This is a genomic window from Streptococcus caledonicus, from assembly GCF_042656225.1.
Taxonomy (GTDB): domain Bacteria; phylum Bacillota; class Bacilli; order Lactobacillales; family Streptococcaceae; genus Streptococcus; species Streptococcus caledonicus.
In genome coordinates, this window is record NZ_JBHSOJ010000015.1 from 129,173 (window position 1) to 146,222 (window position 17,050).

The 17,050-nt window shown below is 39.3% G+C and carries 18 protein-coding genes and 1 pseudogene; 5 read left to right on the top strand and 14 right to left on the bottom strand.

Annotation, left to right across the window (positions count from 1 at the left end; genetic code table 11):
* Window positions 1-168: 168 nt before the first annotated feature.
* Window positions 169-399, bottom strand: coding sequence for a YkuJ family protein (locus ACFPQ3_RS02415; RefSeq protein ID WP_156806972.1), 231 nt, complete (start codon window positions 397-399; stop codon window positions 169-171).
* A 379-nt stretch (window positions 400-778) separates the two neighbouring features.
* On the opposite strand from ACFPQ3_RS02415, the gene ACFPQ3_RS02420 reads away from it, so the two are divergent.
* Window positions 779-3,043 (top strand): ATP-dependent Clp protease ATP-binding subunit, encoded by a 2,265-nt coding sequence (locus ACFPQ3_RS02420; protein ID WP_156806984.1) that lies wholly within the window; start codon window positions 779-781, stop codon window positions 3,041-3,043.
* Window positions 3,044-3,158: 115 nt separating this feature from the next.
* On the opposite strand, the gene ACFPQ3_RS02425 is transcribed toward ACFPQ3_RS02420, so the two are convergent.
* From ACFPQ3_RS02425 to ACFPQ3_RS02440, 4 genes are read right to left on the bottom strand one after another with little or no spacing between them, the layout of a single operon-like run.
* On the bottom strand, window positions 3,159-3,755 hold the full coding sequence (locus ACFPQ3_RS02425) for a response regulator transcription factor (RefSeq protein WP_156806970.1): 597 nt from the start codon (window positions 3,753-3,755) through the stop codon (window positions 3,159-3,161).
* Complete coding sequence (locus tag ACFPQ3_RS02430; RefSeq protein WP_156806968.1) at window positions 3,752-4,846, bottom strand: sensor histidine kinase; 1,095 nt, start codon at window positions 4,844-4,846, stop codon at window positions 3,752-3,754. Before ACFPQ3_RS02430 ends, ACFPQ3_RS02425 begins: the two co-directional genes overlap by 4 nt.
* Window positions 4,847-5,590: an ABC transporter permease gene (locus tag ACFPQ3_RS02435; protein ID WP_156806966.1), complete on the bottom strand. Its 744-nt coding sequence runs from the start codon at window positions 5,588-5,590 to the stop codon at window positions 4,847-4,849. It abuts the gene before it with no gap.
* Window positions 5,565-6,467 (bottom strand): ABC transporter ATP-binding protein, encoded by a 903-nt coding sequence (locus ACFPQ3_RS02440; RefSeq protein WP_156806964.1) that lies wholly within the window; start codon window positions 6,465-6,467, stop codon window positions 5,565-5,567. Before ACFPQ3_RS02440 ends, ACFPQ3_RS02435 begins: the two co-directional genes overlap by 26 nt.
* A gap of 547 nt (window positions 6,468-7,014) precedes the next feature.
* Here ACFPQ3_RS02440 and ACFPQ3_RS02445 point away from each other — a divergent pair.
* Both ACFPQ3_RS02445 and ACFPQ3_RS02450 read left to right on the top strand, forming a co-directional pair.
* Window positions 7,015-7,482: an NUDIX hydrolase gene (locus tag ACFPQ3_RS02445; protein ID WP_156806962.1), complete on the top strand. Its 468-nt coding sequence runs from the start codon at window positions 7,015-7,017 to the stop codon at window positions 7,480-7,482.
* A gap of 30 nt (window positions 7,483-7,512) precedes the next feature.
* Entirely contained in the window at window positions 7,513-7,815 is a 303-nt protein-coding gene (locus tag ACFPQ3_RS02450; protein WP_156806960.1) for a DUF1827 family protein, read from the top strand.
* A 325-nt stretch (window positions 7,816-8,140) separates the two neighbouring features.
* On the opposite strand, the gene ACFPQ3_RS02455 is transcribed toward ACFPQ3_RS02450, so the two are convergent.
* Window positions 8,141-8,353, bottom strand: coding sequence for a YdbC family protein (locus tag ACFPQ3_RS02455; RefSeq protein WP_156806958.1), 213 nt, complete (start codon window positions 8,351-8,353; stop codon window positions 8,141-8,143).
* A 219-nt stretch (window positions 8,354-8,572) separates the two neighbouring features.
* Between ACFPQ3_RS02455 and ACFPQ3_RS02460 the strand changes: the two genes are divergently transcribed.
* A complete protein-coding gene (locus ACFPQ3_RS02460; RefSeq protein ID WP_156806956.1) occupies window positions 8,573-8,890 on the top strand; it encodes a hypothetical protein in 318 nt (105 codons plus the stop codon).
* 31 nt (window positions 8,891-8,921) lie between these two features.
* On the opposite strand, the gene ACFPQ3_RS02465 is transcribed toward ACFPQ3_RS02460, so the two are convergent.
* Together ACFPQ3_RS02465 and ACFPQ3_RS02470 are read right to left on the bottom strand one after the other, a co-directional pair.
* Entirely contained in the window at window positions 8,922-10,211 is a 1,290-nt protein-coding gene (locus ACFPQ3_RS02465) for a peptidase U32 family protein (RefSeq protein ID WP_156806954.1), read from the bottom strand.
* 282 nt (window positions 10,212-10,493) lie between these two features.
* On the bottom strand, window positions 10,494-11,423 hold the full coding sequence (locus ACFPQ3_RS02470) for a peptidase U32 family protein (RefSeq protein WP_156806953.1): 930 nt from the start codon (window positions 11,421-11,423) through the stop codon (window positions 10,494-10,496).
* A gap of 253 nt (window positions 11,424-11,676) precedes the next feature.
* Between ACFPQ3_RS02470 and ACFPQ3_RS02475 the strand changes: the two genes are divergently transcribed.
* Window positions 11,677-11,964 carry a DUF3270 family protein gene (locus ACFPQ3_RS02475; RefSeq protein WP_156806951.1) on the top strand — a complete coding sequence of 96 codons (288 nt, stop codon included), beginning with the start codon at window positions 11,677-11,679 and terminating at the stop codon, window positions 11,962-11,964.
* 143 nt (window positions 11,965-12,107) lie between these two features.
* Here ACFPQ3_RS02475 and ACFPQ3_RS02480 read toward each other — a convergent pair whose 3' ends face one another.
* The 6 genes and pseudogenes from ACFPQ3_RS02480 to ACFPQ3_RS02505 all read right to left on the bottom strand — a co-directional run.
* Window positions 12,108-12,545, bottom strand: coding sequence for a YtxH domain-containing protein (locus ACFPQ3_RS02480; RefSeq protein WP_156806949.1), 438 nt, complete (start codon window positions 12,543-12,545; stop codon window positions 12,108-12,110).
* A gap of 3 nt (window positions 12,546-12,548) precedes the next feature.
* Entirely contained in the window at window positions 12,549-12,959 is a 411-nt protein-coding gene (locus tag ACFPQ3_RS02485; protein ID WP_156806947.1) for a DUF948 domain-containing protein, read from the bottom strand.
* 8 nt (window positions 12,960-12,967) lie between these two features.
* Window positions 12,968-13,750 carry a prolipoprotein diacylglyceryl transferase gene (gene lgt / locus ACFPQ3_RS02490; protein ID WP_156806945.1) on the bottom strand — a complete coding sequence of 261 codons (783 nt, stop codon included), beginning with the start codon at window positions 13,748-13,750 and terminating at the stop codon, window positions 12,968-12,970.
* The gene (gene hprK, locus ACFPQ3_RS02495; RefSeq protein ID WP_156806943.1) at window positions 13,743-14,678 is read right to left on the bottom strand and encodes an HPr(Ser) kinase/phosphatase; all 936 of its coding nucleotides are present in this window, start codon (window positions 14,676-14,678) and stop codon (window positions 13,743-13,745) included. Before hprK ends, lgt begins: the two co-directional genes overlap by 8 nt.
* Before the next feature lie 158 nt (window positions 14,679-14,836).
* A complete protein-coding gene (locus ACFPQ3_RS02500) occupies window positions 14,837-15,745 on the bottom strand; it encodes a DUF3114 domain-containing protein (protein ID WP_156806941.1) in 909 nt (302 codons plus the stop codon).
* 99 nt (window positions 15,746-15,844) lie between these two features.
* A pseudogene (locus ACFPQ3_RS02505) lies at window positions 15,845-17,050 on the bottom strand (IS3 family transposase); the annotation flags it as partial.

Consider the following 17,050-nt stretch of genomic DNA (forward strand, 5'->3'; position numbering starts at 1 on the left):
AATTTCTATGATAAAGCTGATAGTGGACAGTAGCCAATTTTTCACGGTCTCGACTTTCTTCGCTTTCCAATTTCTAATTTTAGGATAATGCTAATCTTTCCCATCACCAAAATATTTTTGAGATATCTACATAAAAAAACTCCCCATTCAGGAGAGTTTCGCCGCTAATTAGTAAAGCAAGTCGTAAATTTCCATTGCAATCAAGTCAATGCTATCAAATGTGTATGATTCACGCGCAGCAACATCACGTAATGTGAAAACTGGACCATTTTCAGGATCATTAGCAAATGACACTTCTGCAACAACAACACCTTCACGTTCGAAATTACGTTTTAACGTGCCCCCGTCAGCCGCCATCATTTCAAGACGGTTAATAATTCTTACTAAATGTGATTCCATAATATATGTTAACTCCTATTTCTATTTATCGTCTCTATTATTCTATCATAAACAGAGACAAATAAACAAGAAAAGATAAAGAAATTAGCAGAAATATATGATTATATGATTCAAGGAGTTTACCAAATATTCTTGTTTCCTTTTTTATTTACAAGATATCACAAAACAACCCTTCTTCTCTATTTTAGCACTCTCTACCAAAGACTGCTAATTTTTCGTGCTTTTTACTTGCAATGTCTGCCAAGAGTGTTATAATGAAATCATAAATATTGACCAAATTTGACCTTTAATCAAAGTTTTGGTTATCTATTTCCAAACGAAAGGAAAGTGAACATTTTTGTTTTACTCAACAAAATTTGTTCAACTTGGTACTTCATTTATGCTATGTCAAAATTGCAACCTTAATGAATCTAGCATTCATCTCTATACTAATGTTAATGGCCAACAAAAAAAGGTTGACCTTTGCCAGCATTGTTATCAAATCATGAAATCTGGATCTGGAGAGCCTGACATGTTCTTACACGGAGGTTCGCTCAACCCCTTCTTAGAAGATTTCTTTGGTGACCTCAATAACTTCCGCGCCTTCAATCCTGACCTTCCAAATGCACCTAAAACTCAATCTGGACGTTTTGGTGGCAATGGCGGAGCAGGTAATGGCGGTGGGAATCCTAATCGCCCACAAAGAGCACACCAACACGCACCTCAGCAGCCAAAAGGCTTATTAGAAGAATTCGGTGTGAACGTGACTGACATCGCCCGTCGTGGGGACATTGATCCCGTTATCGGACGCGATGCTGAAATTGTCCGTGTAATCGAAATTCTAAATCGTCGTACCAAAAACAACCCTGTCCTTATCGGTGAGCCAGGGGTCGGTAAAACAGCCGTTGTAGAAGGCCTTGCTCAAAAAATCGTGGACGGTAATGTACCACAAAAACTTCAAGGTAAACAAGTTATTCGGCTTGATGTCGTTAGTCTAGTTCAAGGAACTGGTATCCGTGGACAATTTGAAGAACGCATGCAAAAATTGATGGAGGAAATCAGAAACCGTAAGGATGTCATCCTCTTTATTGATGAAATTCATGAAATCGTTGGTGCTGGTTCTGCTGGTGATGGCAACATGGACGCTGGTAACATCTTGAAACCAGCCCTTGCTCGCGGGGAATTGCAAATGGTTGGTGCCACAACACTTAACGAATACCGTATCATCGAAAAAGATGCTGCGCTTGAGCGCCGTATGCAACCCGTCAAAGTTGATGAACCTTCTGTTGAAGAAACCATTACCATCTTGCGTGGTATTCAGCCAAAATATCAGGACTACCATCACGTCAAATATACCGATGACGCTATTGTTGCCGCAGCTGAATTGTCAAACCGCTACATTCAAGACCGCTTTTTGCCTGATAAGGCAATTGACCTCTTGGACGAAGCTGGTTCAAAAATGAATTTAACCCTCAACTTTGTTGACCCTAAAGATATTGACAAACGTCTTGTGGAAGCTGAAAATCTCAAAGCTCAAGCAACACGTGATGAAGACTTTGAAAAAGCAGCCTACTTCCGTGATCAAATTGCTAAATACAAGGAAATGCAGCAGCAAACCATTACCGACCAAGATATGCCAGTCATCACTGAAAAACACATTGAAGCTATTATTGAGCAAAAAACCAATATCCCTGTCGGTGATTTGAAAGAGAAAGAACAAAGCCAGCTCATCAATCTTGCTAGTGATTTGAAATCACACGTTATCGGTCAAGACGATGCCGTTGATAAGATTGCCAAAGCTATTCGTCGTAACCGTGTTGGTCTCGGTTCACCAAACCGTCCAATCGGTAGCTTCCTCTTTGTCGGACCAACTGGGGTTGGTAAAACAGAGCTTTCTAAGCAATTAGCAATTGAGCTCTTTGGCTCTGCAGACAGCATGATTCGCTTTGATATGTCTGAATACATGGAAAAGCATGCCGTTGCAAAACTTGTCGGAGCTCCTCCAGGATATGTCGGCTATGAAGAAGCTGGACAACTCACTGAAAAAGTGCGCCGTAACCCTTATTCACTGATCCTTCTTGACGAAGTTGAAAAGGCTCATCCAGATGTCATGCACATGTTCTTACAAGTCCTTGATGATGGTCGCCTCACTGATGGTCAAGGGCGTACTGTGAGCTTCAAAGATACCATTATCATCATGACCTCAAACGCTGGTACTGGTAAAGTCGAAGCTTCTGTTGGTTTTGGTGCTGCTCGAGAAGGCCGTACCAATTCCGTTCTTGGACAACTTGGAGACTTCTTCAGCCCAGAGTTCATGAATCGCTTTGACGGTATCATCGAATTCTCTGCCCTCAGCAAAGAAAACCTCCTTTCTATCGTTGACCTCATGCTTGATAGTGTCAATGAACGCCTCAGTCACAACGGTCTCAGCCTTTCTGTCACAGATAAGGTCAAAGAAAAACTGGTTGACCTTGGCTACGATCCTAAGATGGGGGCACGTCCGCTTCGTCGCACCATCCAAGATCACATCGAAGATGCCATCACAGACTTCTATCTAGAAAACCCAACTGAAAAAGAATTCAAAGCTGTAATGAGTTCAAATGGTAATATTATCATTAAATCTGGTAAAAAAGTTGAAGTCGCTGAAACAGTGATTGAAGACTAATTGAAACTTATATGAAGGGCGCTATTTTCGCTCTTTCTAACACACAAAACCGACCAAGGTTCGGCTCCTCTAAACTAGAGCTGACCTTAGTCGGTTTTTTATCGTATCTAAACAGTCACAACCAATTCTTCTCCGTTGCGATGTGGACAGCCTCGGTGCGATTATTGGCACCGAGTTTTGTCATTAGTGAAGTAACATAGTTTCTCACCGTTCCGTCAGAGAGATAAAGCTGGCTAGCGATTTCTTTGTTTGACAAGCCCTTGGCCAGTAGTTTGAGGACGTCACGTTCACGCGCACTAAGCAGCTGTTCTTCTTGAACGATCGTCTCCATAAGTTCAGGCGAATATTCCTTGCCACCCGCAAGTACCTTATGGATGGTTTCCATCAGGTCTGAAATAGAGCGCTCCTTTAAAACATAAGCATCCACACCCGCTTTCACTGCTCGTTGGAAATAGCCCGTCCGTTTAAAGGTCGTCACGATAATGACCTTGGTAGCACCATTAGCCTTAATCCACTCAAGGACATCAAGCCCAGACTTCACAGGCATCTCCACATCAAGGATAGCCACATCTACAGTTTCTTTTTGTAACATGACTAGCGCTTCGGCTCCATCTTTGGCTGGTAAAACAGCTTCAACATCTTCTTCCATAAGTAACAGTTGGCACAGCGCATCTCGGAGCATGGATTGGTCTTCAGCTAATAGTATTCTCATGCGTTAACTCCTTCTTCTAAACGAATGTGAATCAAGGTAGGCGCTTTGGGTGAGACAATCTCCATCTCCCCAGAGACTAAGGTTAAACGTTCCCTAATAGAATGCAATTCTGTTCCCGTTAGATTTGAAAATCCTTTGCCATTATCAGAAACCATCACTACAATACCGTTTTCACGCTTTAAACAAATCTGACACTGGCTAGACTCAGCATGTTTGATAATATTGGTCACCAATTCTCTTAAAATCATAACTAAACTAGATGACACTCTTGGGAGAAGAACTTCCCCTTCTAATTGATTATCCAGGCTGACCTCAATATGAGACATGGTCAGCAATTCTTGTAAAGCGAGCAATTCTTCTTCCAAACTACGGTATTTGAGATGATTGATAAGGGTCCTCACCTCCTGCATGCTCGTGCGGCTAATCTGGTTGATCTCTTCCAATTCTTTTCGTACAGCTTCTATATTTTCCTTATCCAATTGTTTGAGCGCCAGCTCCGTTTTCAGGCTCATCATGGCAAAGGTGTGACCCAAAGTGTCATGCAAATCACGGCCAATTCGATTGCGTTCATTTTCTGCAACCAGGACTTGGTTTTCTTGGCTCTGGCGATAAAGAAGGTCTTTTAACTCTTCTTCCTCTCTGGTCTGCATTTGAAAAGTTGTCATTCCTAAAATAAAAAATATAACTAAACCAATGGCCACCTTATCCGTCATAGTTGGAGAGTAATTGATGAAAACTCCAATAACTATCAAAATAGCAGTTAATAAAGAGTATCCTCGATAGGAGCGCCAGCCTTTTTCAAACCGCCAAACCAACAAATTAGAAGGAAAGAAAAGGAACCACATCATGTTACCGTTCACTAAGCAGGTCACCAAAACAATATAAAACAAAAGGTAATGCCAGAAGACTTCTTCTAAGAAGCGATAGCTTGGCTTTAGATGAACGAGTCCAATATACGCCACAACAAATAGAAGTGTCAACGGTAATGTCCACATAGGATAGCCAAAGTATTTCAAGCCCAAGAGAGGAAAGCTAACAAAAACTAATCCGACATAGTAAGGAAGAAAATTTTTCTGAAAAGGGTAAAACATTTAATACACATCCTGTCTCTTCTTAATCAAGGCGATCATTCCTAAAAGTATTATCCCATAACCAGCAAGAATTGCAAGCGAGCGCCAAGAAAAGTCTTTATCGTAATAAGACACTAAGAGATTGAGAAAATGGTGGGTCGGGGTCAGTTTAGTCACTTTTTGTAACCAAGCTGGAAATGATTCCATCGGATACCATAAACCACCTAAAATAGCCAAACCCATGTAGCAAAGATTTGAAAAGAGGGACAAGGTTTCACTGGACTTGATTTGCCCCAATAAAATACCTAGCGGTAACATCAAAAATGTCCCTAGTAAAATAAGCACAACAGACATCACCCATTCAACTAGCGACATCTGAATATCCTTTACCACATAACCTACGGTAAACACAACACTAATTGAAATTCCAAAGAAAAAGAGTAGTCGCAAGGTTTTCACTAGATAATATTCCCAATAAGTCACAGGCGTGTGCAGAATGGCTCTCACCCGATTTCTCATCCGATCTTCTTGGAGTAAATAGGGTAGATTATAAAACACAAGGCTTAAAACAGATGAGATGGTCATCATCATTAAGACCTGTTTAAAAATGTGATTTTGAACAGCCACCGGCAAGTCTGAAACATCATTGGTCGCTGAAAAAAGAAGGAAGAAGCCAACAGGCATTCCCAGGGTCATTATCAGAGACTTCCAAGAGCGGATGGCTAAAAGCCACTCCCGTTTAAGCAAAGCTGTCAGTCGTGTCATCGTTATTACCTGCTTTCATAAATAAGGTTGTTAGTAAACTTCTATTCGTCATTTCAATGGCAGAAACAGGGCAGTTGTCCTCCAATAAGGCTTGTAAAACTTGCTCTGGTGCCTTGGTCATCACAGTTGCCCGCCCTGCTTTGATAGCAACATCATAAAAAGGACAATTTGTTAGGCTAGCTAAATAGCTCTCAGGAAAGCTAAAACATTTTTCCTGATCCTCCCACTGCAAGTCATAAGGAGTCGTATCACGAATCAACTTCCCTTGATTCAACAATAAAATCCTCTCAGCGGTATGCTCCACCTCTTCAATATAATGGGACGAATAGAAGATTGTCTTTCCAACTTTTTTCAACTCACCAACAATTTCCCAGAAACGTTTACGAGTGCTAGTATCCATACCAGCTGTCGGCTCATCCAAAATAATGATGTCTGGTTGTCCAATTAAGATTTTGACAAAGGACAGCAGGCGTCTTTGCCCGCCAGACAATTTATCCGCAAACTGTTCTTTTTGAGCAGGACTAAAACCAAGTAAATCATCAATAGCTGCCTCAGATAAGGGATTTGGATAAATTGCCCGTTGAAAGGCAAGAATTTCCTTAACCTTCAAATCGCTTTCAATGACATTGTCTTGAAAGAGAACAGCAATCTTTTCTTTCAATATGTTATCAGTTGGAGCAAAACCTAGTACCGTCACCTGACCAGCCTTTGTCCAATAATCCCCCAACAAACAAGACATGAGCGTTGTTTTCCCAGCACCATTTGGGCCGATCAGCGCCACGCAGTCTCCCTGATAAAGCGTAAAACGAAGATCTGTCAAAACAGATTTTCCTTTAATCGTCTTATTAAGATTGGTCACTTCAATAACCTTGGTCATACTTTATCACTTCCTTTCTTTTCATGACTGACAATAACAGGCCGTAGCCATAGAGTCAAAAGAGTCCAAACCAAATCGTTCCCATTCTCCAGATCAGAGGTTGAGAAGGGGTTACTCCAGATGTCTTAAATATCAGACTGATGAGATTGCCAGTACTTGTAACGATGACGATTCCTAAAATCAACTTGCTTTTCACTAATTGACAGAGTTTCCTGACTACATTCCTCTTAATCATGATGTTTTCTCCCACTATCATTCACTAAGACACCTAAGCTAAAGAATAATCCCCAAGATACTCCAATCATGCTGTAAAACACACTCCCATAATCCGTAAAAAAATGATGGGTATAATATTCAACCAGTGTTCCTAAAATCATCATTACAAGAGCAAAACACATTTGTCTTATCATCGTGATAGTCCTTTCTTTTAATGCTTTTATTCTACTGAAAAATAGCAGAGCTTTTTAGCCCATTTTGTCATGACATCATATGACATTTGTCAGGTATTTTTGGTATAATAATGCTAAGAAAAATTGAGGTAAAGATGATGACAAATCCAACATTTGGTGACAGGTTAGAAGGTGTCACTTATCAAAACCGTTACGGTGTCTATGCTATTATTCCAAACGAAACACATGAAAAAATCATTCTTGTGCAGGCGCCAAATGGAGCATGGTTTTTACCAGGCGGTGAGATTGAATCTGGGGAAAATCACCTGTCAGCACTTAAACGTGAACTCATTGAGGAGCTCGGCTTTACAGCGACTATTGGTGATTACTATGGTCAGGCAGATGAATATTTCTATTCCCGCCACCGTGATACCTATTATTATAATCCCGCCTATCTTTATGAAATCACAACCTTTCAAGTTGCGGGAAAACCGCTTGAAGACTTCAATAATTTTGCTTGGTTCCCTATCAAAGAAGCCATTGAAAAGCTCAAACGAGGTAGCCACAAGTGGGGTATCCAAGAATGGCAAAAAAGACAGAAAAAAGACACTATTTCAGAAAAATAGTGCTATAATAGAGCCAACAGGAGGTTGCTTATGAGATTGATTAACACGACAAATAGTCATGCTGAGCTGGTAGTTAACCAACTTCGTAATACCGACGCGACCTTAGTAGAAGTCTATTCGGCAGGAAATACTGATGTGATTTTTACTCAAGCTCCACGTCACTACGAACTTCTTATTACCAATAAGCACCGAGCTATTCAAGATAAGGAAATTGAGCAAATTAGAGACTTTTTCATGCGTCGAAAGATTGACCAGAAGATTTGTCGAATGGATTTGATTAGCACGATTCACACATCACGTCTCATTGAAATTTCAATTCCAACCCAAAAATAACCTTTAGACTTGTAATAAGATAGCCTATTACAAGTCTGAAGGTTTTTCATTTTTTCATCATAATACAGATACCCAAAAATTTAGAACATTTTTAACTTTTAGAGTAACCATAAATTAACATCATAGGTAGTTAAAGGGTAATACTTAGACACTTCTTTAGTGTCAAGAATCCGCTTCAACCATGCCAAAACTATTTTTAAAGTAAAATGCTAGATAACTTTTACCTCAATAATCTCAGATCAATTGACTCTCCTATTTCTTCACTCAACTGACTCACACCATTTAAATGACATCAAGAAGTCATCCGTGTCAATGCAAGACCATCTTAGCGTCTGAAAGCATCCAAAATAGTTTTAAATTCTTCATTATTTAGCGTAATGCCTTTTCCCATCTTGGTATGATCTGGATTCCAAGTACGAATGTCCCATTTTGCTTCGGCACCATTGAAACTTACACGATTAAGTTCCTTTGTCCAACCATTTTCAGCTGTTGACAATACTAAAAGTTTTTCTTCGATTTTAAACGTAAATTCTGTCATTTTAAAATACCATCAAATCATATTTCTATTGAAGAAACATAATCCTTGTTTGGTTCATCAATAACCAAACATTCCTTTCAATTATTATTGTGGAAATAAGATATATACTATTACCTCTTCCTACTTTACTATTCGTAACTAAAAAAATAATTACTCTTTTTTCAAAAAAAAAATTATTTTTTGATATAATTATTGTATCAATATTTAAAGGAAATTGCTATGGGAAATATTGTTAAAAAAATCTTGTTTCAAGTAAAAGAATTTATCGAACCCAGCCCTAAACCCACCAACGTTAATCTGCGACAAAATCAACTTGTTCAACTCATTTCAAAAGCTCAAAGAGAAAAAAGAGCTCTCCATGCCATTTATCTTGACAAAAGTTTTACAGGTCATGTTATCAAATACGACCCTAGCAACAATAAACTTATTTTAAAAAATATAACAAACAATGTAACTAGTATTATCGCTATGGAACACCTTCAAAAACTCACTCTCGTTCCAAAAAACATCACCAAAGCTCAAAGCAAAACTGACTGATTTCTCAGTCAGTTTTTTGATTTACTATAAACTAAGCACGAACGGTTTTTGATGTCCCATCCTCTTGATAAAGGTTAATTAGCCCTTCTTTACAAGCACGAATCATATCACCGGGTTTAACTGGTTGTGGAACCGTGATAGTCAACAATTCCATCGGATTTGGTGCGCGATCAATTTTATTTCCTTTATCATCATGCAAATCTTCAATAAAGCATTCAAAATGGCGGAATCCAGGACCGTAAAATTCAACACGGTCACCTTCCATAATAACATTACGCTGACGAATAGTTGCTATTTTATTAGCAGCGTTATATGCCACAACTTCACCAACAAATTTGTATTGCGGAATTTTACGACGGGCACCAAAGAGTTGTTCATTTTCACTTGGTGTGCTGTAATAGAAACCTGTTGCTAGTTCACGCTGAGCCACTTTCCACATTTCATCAACCAAATCTTGTTTAATGGCTTCAAATTTTTCTGGACTTTCCATATAAGCATCTACAGCTGCCTTATAGCAGTTTGCTACGGTTGAAACATAGTGAATAGATTTCATACGTCCTTCAATTTTAAGGCTATCAACACCATTTTCAATCATATCAGGAATATGGTCAATCATCGACATATCTACCGCAGACATTGAAAAGGCTTCTGGAACTTCCCCTTCAATACTTTTACGCTCTTGGCCAAATGGCATATCGTAAAGATCGTATTTCCAGCGGCAAGATTGGGAACAGCCACCACGGTTAGCATCACGATCAGACATATGGTTTGAAAGGGTACAGCGTCCCGAGTATGAAATACACATCGCTCCATGAACAAAGGCTTCAATTTCAAGATCTGTACGGCGACGAATTTCTGCCAATTCTTCCATGGATACTTCACGCGCCAACACGACACGAGTCAAACCATACTCTTTCCAAAAATGGAAAGTTTCAACATTAGTTGCTGAAGCTTGGGTTGATAAATGAATTTCAAGTCCTGGTGACTCAGTAGCACAGATTTCAATCAAGGCAGGATCAGAGACAATAACTGCGTCAAGTCCCATATCACGAAGTTCACGGAACCATGCTCCTGCACCTTCTTCATTTCCTTCATGAGTAACCATGTTGGCAGCGACATAAACTTTGGCACCACGCGCGTGAGCATAGTCAATCCCCTCACGCATTTCTTCCATAGAGAAATTTCCTGCACGGCTACGTAGTCCGTAGGCTTGCCCTCCAACAAAAACAGCATCCGCACCGTAATCAACAGCGACTTTTAATTTTTCCAAAGTTCCCGCAGGAGCTAACACCTCGGGACGACGTTTAACAGAATGTGACATGTTTATTATTTTCCTTCTATTTACAAGATAAAAGTTCAAACGTTTTTTAAATTTGACAACGTTGCAAGTAGCGAATTCTCATAAGAATTGGTATCACTTTTTGAACCCCAAAGATAAAAAGTGACTTCGTGTCAAAATGTTAACAGTTTTGCTACTACCACCCCCTGAAATAGTAACTCAATGATGGTAGTGTAAAAAATCGTGAGATTGTTATTTTATAGGTCTTATAGTAACTCCTTTTGAAGTCTACAATAAGCATCTCGAACCTAATTTTCCAAAAATTTATTTCACGCGATCAGGCTCATAGTCATAGAAACCTGTGCTGAGGCCTCGATTTTCTGGGTGAAGTTTACGAATAGCCTCGTCAAAAACATAAGCTTGATCTTGAGAAAACTCACCAGCCTTAATCAAGTCACGTGCTTTAACAAAATACTCGGCAATTTTGACAAAATTATCACCTGGACAATAGACACCGTCTAGCTTCCAATGATTGAAGCCATGTTGATTAAGCTCTAATAGTTTGGTCATCATATCAAGATCATTATTGGCAAAAATATGAGTCCCATGGTTATCCTCATAAACAGAATAGTGAGAGTCTTTATCGCTTGGTTCTGCTAGGAAAAGGTCCCGATCTTTAGTGACTCTTTCATTAGTTTTAATGAAATTATAGTAATTGTGCAGAAGAGGACGTTTTGAATGGTGAATAATGCTAGCGCCGTAAACAAGAACTTCCCCTGGAATTTCTAATTTTTCTCCCATCACAAAAAGTTCTGCTGACGGAATCTCACGAGCTAAAACAGCTTCAGAAGCACCCGCAGTTTTTCCCCAGAAGTTGATTTGACGACTTGAAGTTACCATGGTTGACGCATCATAAATCGTCTTAAATGGACGGTTATCACGTTTACAAATGTAAAAGACTCCCGCATCTCCAACGGTAATATAATCAGCTCCAATTTCTTCAAGAAAATCCAAATATTCAGGAAGAGCATCCATCATGGCTTGGTGCATTAAGGCATTAACAGCTACCGTTACTTCCTTACCTTTCTCATGAACAAGCTGTGCTATTTTTCTCATTTCAGCTAAAGAAAGATTTTTAGGAAGACGAAGCCCATAAGCCATTTCTCCTATATAAATTCGGTCAACACCTAGCTCTAGAAGAGCTTGTGCCTGTTCCAAACTTTCTGCTGTTGCAGTAATAATAATATTTTCCATAACGTATATTCTAACAAAAAACAAGAAATTTGCCTAGAAATTTTTATAAGAACAGTAAAACCTCTCCTCATAAAAACACCACGGATTTCCAAAAGTTTACTGTAAAAACACAACAAATACTGTAAATATCAATGATTTCTTGCTACTTGTAATCTTTTTGTAATAAATTATTATACTTTTTTATGGTATGATAATGATACTGCAATCCGTACAAATAAATGATATGATTACTATTTTATAGAAAGGAGTTACTATGGTTGCACCGTTAAGGCATCATGAAGAATACGATAAGGTTGTCTCTATTACAGAAAAACAAGAACCAAAATTCCAAGAATACCGTGCCGTTAATCCAAATGCGACAAAATACAAGGATTTGATCTTTTTGGGTCACATTGTCTCATTTACGATTTGTACTGTACTATCATGTTTGAGTCTATTAACCGCCAACGTCTCTCCTATTCTTGCCTTTCCTCTTGGTATGATTATGGGAAGTGTTATGACATTTATCCTATCTTTTCTCATTGATATGCTTAAACGCTAGTTTCTCAAGAAGCTGGTTTTTTATTTTGAAAAAACTCAAAAATCAACTCTTAGCCCTCTAATAAAAAAAGCATAGCGTCACCGTTTTTGATAACGTGATGCTATGCCTTTTGCTATATTTTGACCTTTTTATCTAGCTTCTTTTTACAATTCACCTTCTGTAAACTCTGACACTTCACTTGGTGCATCAGTCATATTAATGACAATATCTTCTTTGACAACTTCTTTTTCTGGCACTTCGACAATAATGATATCATCTTCTGATACCGTTTGAACTGTCTCACTAACTTTTTCTTTAACTTGTTCAACAGTTGCTTTCACAGCTTGTCCAATATTCTCAGCGCTAAACTCACCAGATTCCCATTTACCTTTGTATTCCGTAAATGTTTCAGTCGCTAAATCTTTATACTCTGCAACTTTTTCTTTAGCTACTTCATGATAAGCCTCGGGATTAGCCTTGTAGTCTTCAAAACTTTCTTTGGCCTTAGAAATAAGTTTTTTTCCTTTTTCTGTCCCAAGAAAATAAGCTGCCGCAGCACCAGAAGCTGCCCCTAAAATAACACTTTTTAGAAATTTCCCCATGAGTTATACCTCCGTTTTTTTACCTTTTTTATTGAAAATTTTTGATGCCATACGAGCTGCAAATGCTGCCTTCCCTGTATTAGCAACTACCGCTGTCCCTCTACTTGCTTTTGAAGACAGTGCACGAGCTTGATCATTCAAATCAGAAACGCTAACTGACAAATCTGCAATCGCTGTAAAGAGCGGATTAACCGTTGCCACCTTACCATTGATATCATCAACTAAGACATTTGCTTTCGCTAAAATTTCATTTGTTTGATAAAGCGTCACATTCACATCACTTGTTAGCAATTTGATTGTTTGCTTGGTTTCTTCAACAGTTTCAGTTAACTTTTTGATAAATAATACCAAAAAGACAACCAAAACAACAACTGCAATAGCAATAATTAAAAGAGCAATTCCACCTAAATCCATAAGCCACCTCATTTCATCTGATAATAGGGAATACTCGCCTTACGGCGACGAACAATCACAAAAATAATTCCTAGAACAACCAGGATAGCACTAAGCCATTGAGACACGCGTAAGCCCATTAACATCAAGCTATCTGTTCTCATTCCTTCGATAACAAAGCGTCCGCATCCATACCAAATGAGATAAAAAGCTGTGACTTCTCCTTGTTTTAAAAAGTTTGGACGACGGCGGAGCACCATTATGATTAGAAATCCTAACAAATTCCAAAGACTTTCATACAGAAAGGTTGGGGTTCGATAGCTTCCATCAATATACATTTGTTTTTTGATAAAGCTAGGTAGATAATCTAAATGCTGCACCGCTTTGCCATAGGCCTCCTGATTGACAAAATTGCCCCAGCGCCCAATACTTTGAGCAATCATGACTCCTGGAGCTGCCACGTCTAGAAAATCAATCGGCTTAATCATACGATAGTAAGAGAATATAAAAAGAACAATCGCACCTGTTATTAAACCACCATAAATCGCAAGACCTCCATTCCAAATGGCCCAAATCTCATTGAGATGCTTACTATAGTAAGACCATTCAAAAATCACATAGTATAAACGCGCCCCTAAAATAGCTAATGGAAAGGCTACTAGAATAAAATCAGTAACATCGTCAGCTGTGATTTTTTTTCGTGGCCCTTCCTTACTTGCAAGATAGACCGCTAATGCTACACCTGTCATAATAATCAAAGCGTACCAATGAATCGTAATCGGACCTAATTTTATAGCAACTGGATCAATCATTAGCAGCTCCATTCTTACTAATAAGTTCCGACAAGCGAGCCTCAAAGGTCTTAGTTGCATCATATCCCATTAAACGAGCTCGATGATTCATTGCAGCAGCTTCGATCACAACCGATACGTTACGGCCGGTCTTAACAGGGATACGAACACGAGGGATTTTAACACCTGAAAACTCAATCTCTTCATTGCCATTTCCTAGACGATCAAATACTTTACCAGTTTCATAGGTTTCAAGATAAATGGCTAATTGAATTTGTGAAGATGCTTTTACCGCACTCGCCCCATAAAGACTCATAATATCAATGATACCAACACCACGAATTTCCAAAAGATGGCGTAAAATCTCTGCTGGCTCGCCCCACAAGGTTTCTTCATCCTTGGCATAGACATCCACACGGTCATCAGCCACCAAACGATGACCACGTTTCACTAATTCAAGACCAGTTTCACTTTTACCAATACCAGAATCACCTTGAATCAGAACACCCATGCCATAGATATCCATTAAGACACCGTGAACACTAGTTCTTTCTGCTAAGCAAGAATGAATATACCAAGACATTTCACCAGATAGGCTACTAGTTGGAATACGTCCACGCAAAACCGCAGTTCCTTTTTCTTCTGCTGCTTGGAGCATCTCCTCTGGAATTTCCAGATTACGTGACACAACGACTGCTGGTGTCTCAGGTTTAAACATTTCACTTAGGACCGCATAACGATTATGCGAGGTCATGGTCATCAAATAAGACCACTCTTTCATTCCCAGTAATTGTAACCGCTCTGGTGAATAATAGTCAAAATAGCCCGTCATTTCAAGACCTGGACGCGAAATGTCTGATGTGGTAATTTCCTTTTGCAGAAGCTTATCCGTCCCATAGACCACTTCCAATTTAACTTTGTCAACCAACATTTTTACAGTAAGTGCCATAAGTTTCCTTTCCAAGTAAGCGCTTTGCGCCCCATTTCATTCATTATAGCACTTTTTAACACTTTTTGGAAATGGCAGAGCTGGTTTGTTAAAGTCTTTGGCATTCACAATTTTTCTGATTGCTTTTATTGTTTTTTCTCTGACTCAACAATGGTTAACTAAACCTTTTTTAGCATCTTTGAAAATGATTTTAATTCTTTGTTAACCCAATAAAAACAAGGACGTCCTTGTTTAGCAAAATAACCTCTCCACTGTCGATAAGCAATCAATGAGGGCGCAACAAAAGCTTTTCTTGCTTTATGCCGAAAATCTGGATCATGTTTGCTGATTGGCAAAACATCTAACTCCCAGTGTCTCTGATTATTTTGAGTGGCGTAGTTAAAACTAGCACCATTCACCACACCAGCCTCCGTCATGATTTCTGGATCAATTTCATTCAAAAACCGTCCCGAACTATTCAAGATAAACTCTGTATGAAAGCGTTGAAGGATTTTAATATTATAACTCATCTTGCCATCTGGATAGTGTGGTTTTCCATTCCGTATTGTGATTTTATTGTGAAGACGAGCTGATTCAGTAAGATCATACGTCCGACGGCTTAAATACTTCGCTAAACTTTCAGCATCTGTCATCTTTCCGTGACGAAAATGCTGGCGCACATATTCTGCTTGGTAACAAGAGATAAGATAGCGCAGCTGATGCACTTGCCTTGCTAACTTCCCCTCTTGAGCCAAACTATCTCCAGGAAAAGCCTTATCTACTTGCTCTGCGATGTCCCACCAAAGAGAATCATCCGGAGCTAAACTAGGAGAAATCAGTGATAAGAGATGACGAGTCTGTGCCATATCTCCCGTTAACTCTGGAAAATCAAGCAAACTCACAATCAGTTTTAATAATTGTTTAGAAGAAGAATGCTTTTTTTCAATAGTCCAAAGTTTCTTGAACGTTTGAGACCCCAGACGCGGATCAATGGTGGTCATGTTTTTCAGCACTTCCATACTCTGCTGTGACCAAGACAGCTTAAAAAAGCGTTTTAATTGCAAATACCTTTGCCAAATCTCTTGCATAGTACCACCCCTTCCTAGAGTTTTATCTCCTTCATTATAGCAAAAAAAGGTTGAGATATGAACTGCTCCCTGTCAAGTGGACAATGAAATAATAAAAGATTAAGCAACGGCCTTGCCCCTCAATTCAAGAGGGGCAAGGCTGTTGTGCTTCTCTTGAAATCGTTCGTTATTGTAAAAATAGATATAGTCATCAATATCATAAACTAATTCCTCAAATGTCTTGTAAGCCTTCAAGTCATAACATTCCGTCTTAAAGTGACCAAAGACACTCTCAATTGGCGCATTGTCAATGCATTTTCCAACTCGTGACCTAGAGCGTGTCATCTGACATTGGGTCGTTACCATCCAGCATTCCCGTGAAGTGTATTGACTTCCTCTGTCGCTGTGGATGATTGGTGTGGCATCTGGATTAGCTTCCATAGCCTTTCTTAGGTTCTCCATGACAAGAGGATTGTCATTATGCTTACTGATAGGGTAAGCCACGATAGAACCATCATAAAGGGCTTTAATAGCACTTAAATAAGCTTTACAACCTCGTCCATACGGTAAGAAAGTCACATCTGTACACCATTTTTGATTAGGGCTTGAGCTGTGAACTCTCGATTGAGAATGTTCTCTTCGATATTCACAAAACTGGTCTTGGTGCAATAGCCTCGAGAACGACGGATAATTGATGAGATACCAAGGATACGCATTAAGCAACGAATTCGCTTCTTGTTATAAGTTGTTCCAAGTTTCCGATTGACAGCTCGCGTCATTCGACGGTAGCCTAAAATTCCCTTGCGTTTGGTATGGAGTTCCTTGATGGTTTTTAATAGTGTGCGATTTGTCTCCTCAGATGTAGTCTCTTTGTGATTAAGCCACTTATAATAACCTGATCGAGACACTCCAAGTCATTGGCATAACTGGCTAATAGAGGCTCCACTATGCTTATTGGAATAATCTTTAATAGCTTGAAATTCTTCTAAGTAACGTCCGAGTCTTACCATCGGTTTCTGCGTCTGATTTCTTCTAACTTTTTGGCGCTAGCCGTTCGAAGCAAAGCGAGTTACGGATAGCCCTGCAAGGCTTGTCCAAGCGTTAGGAACAGGGTGACGACACGATTGGCAACAAGCAACTGCAAGCAGTCCTACCTCCATCTCTAAATAGCAGTTGCGCTCTTCTAGTTGCTTGTTTTTGAGCTGTAACTCTTCTTCTGGGGTAAGGTTCGTTTTACTGTCTAACCCTTTACCTCTGCGATCTAGGAGTCCTTGACTACCATCCTTCTCAAACTTTCTCACCCAGAAATAAACTTGTTGGTAGGAA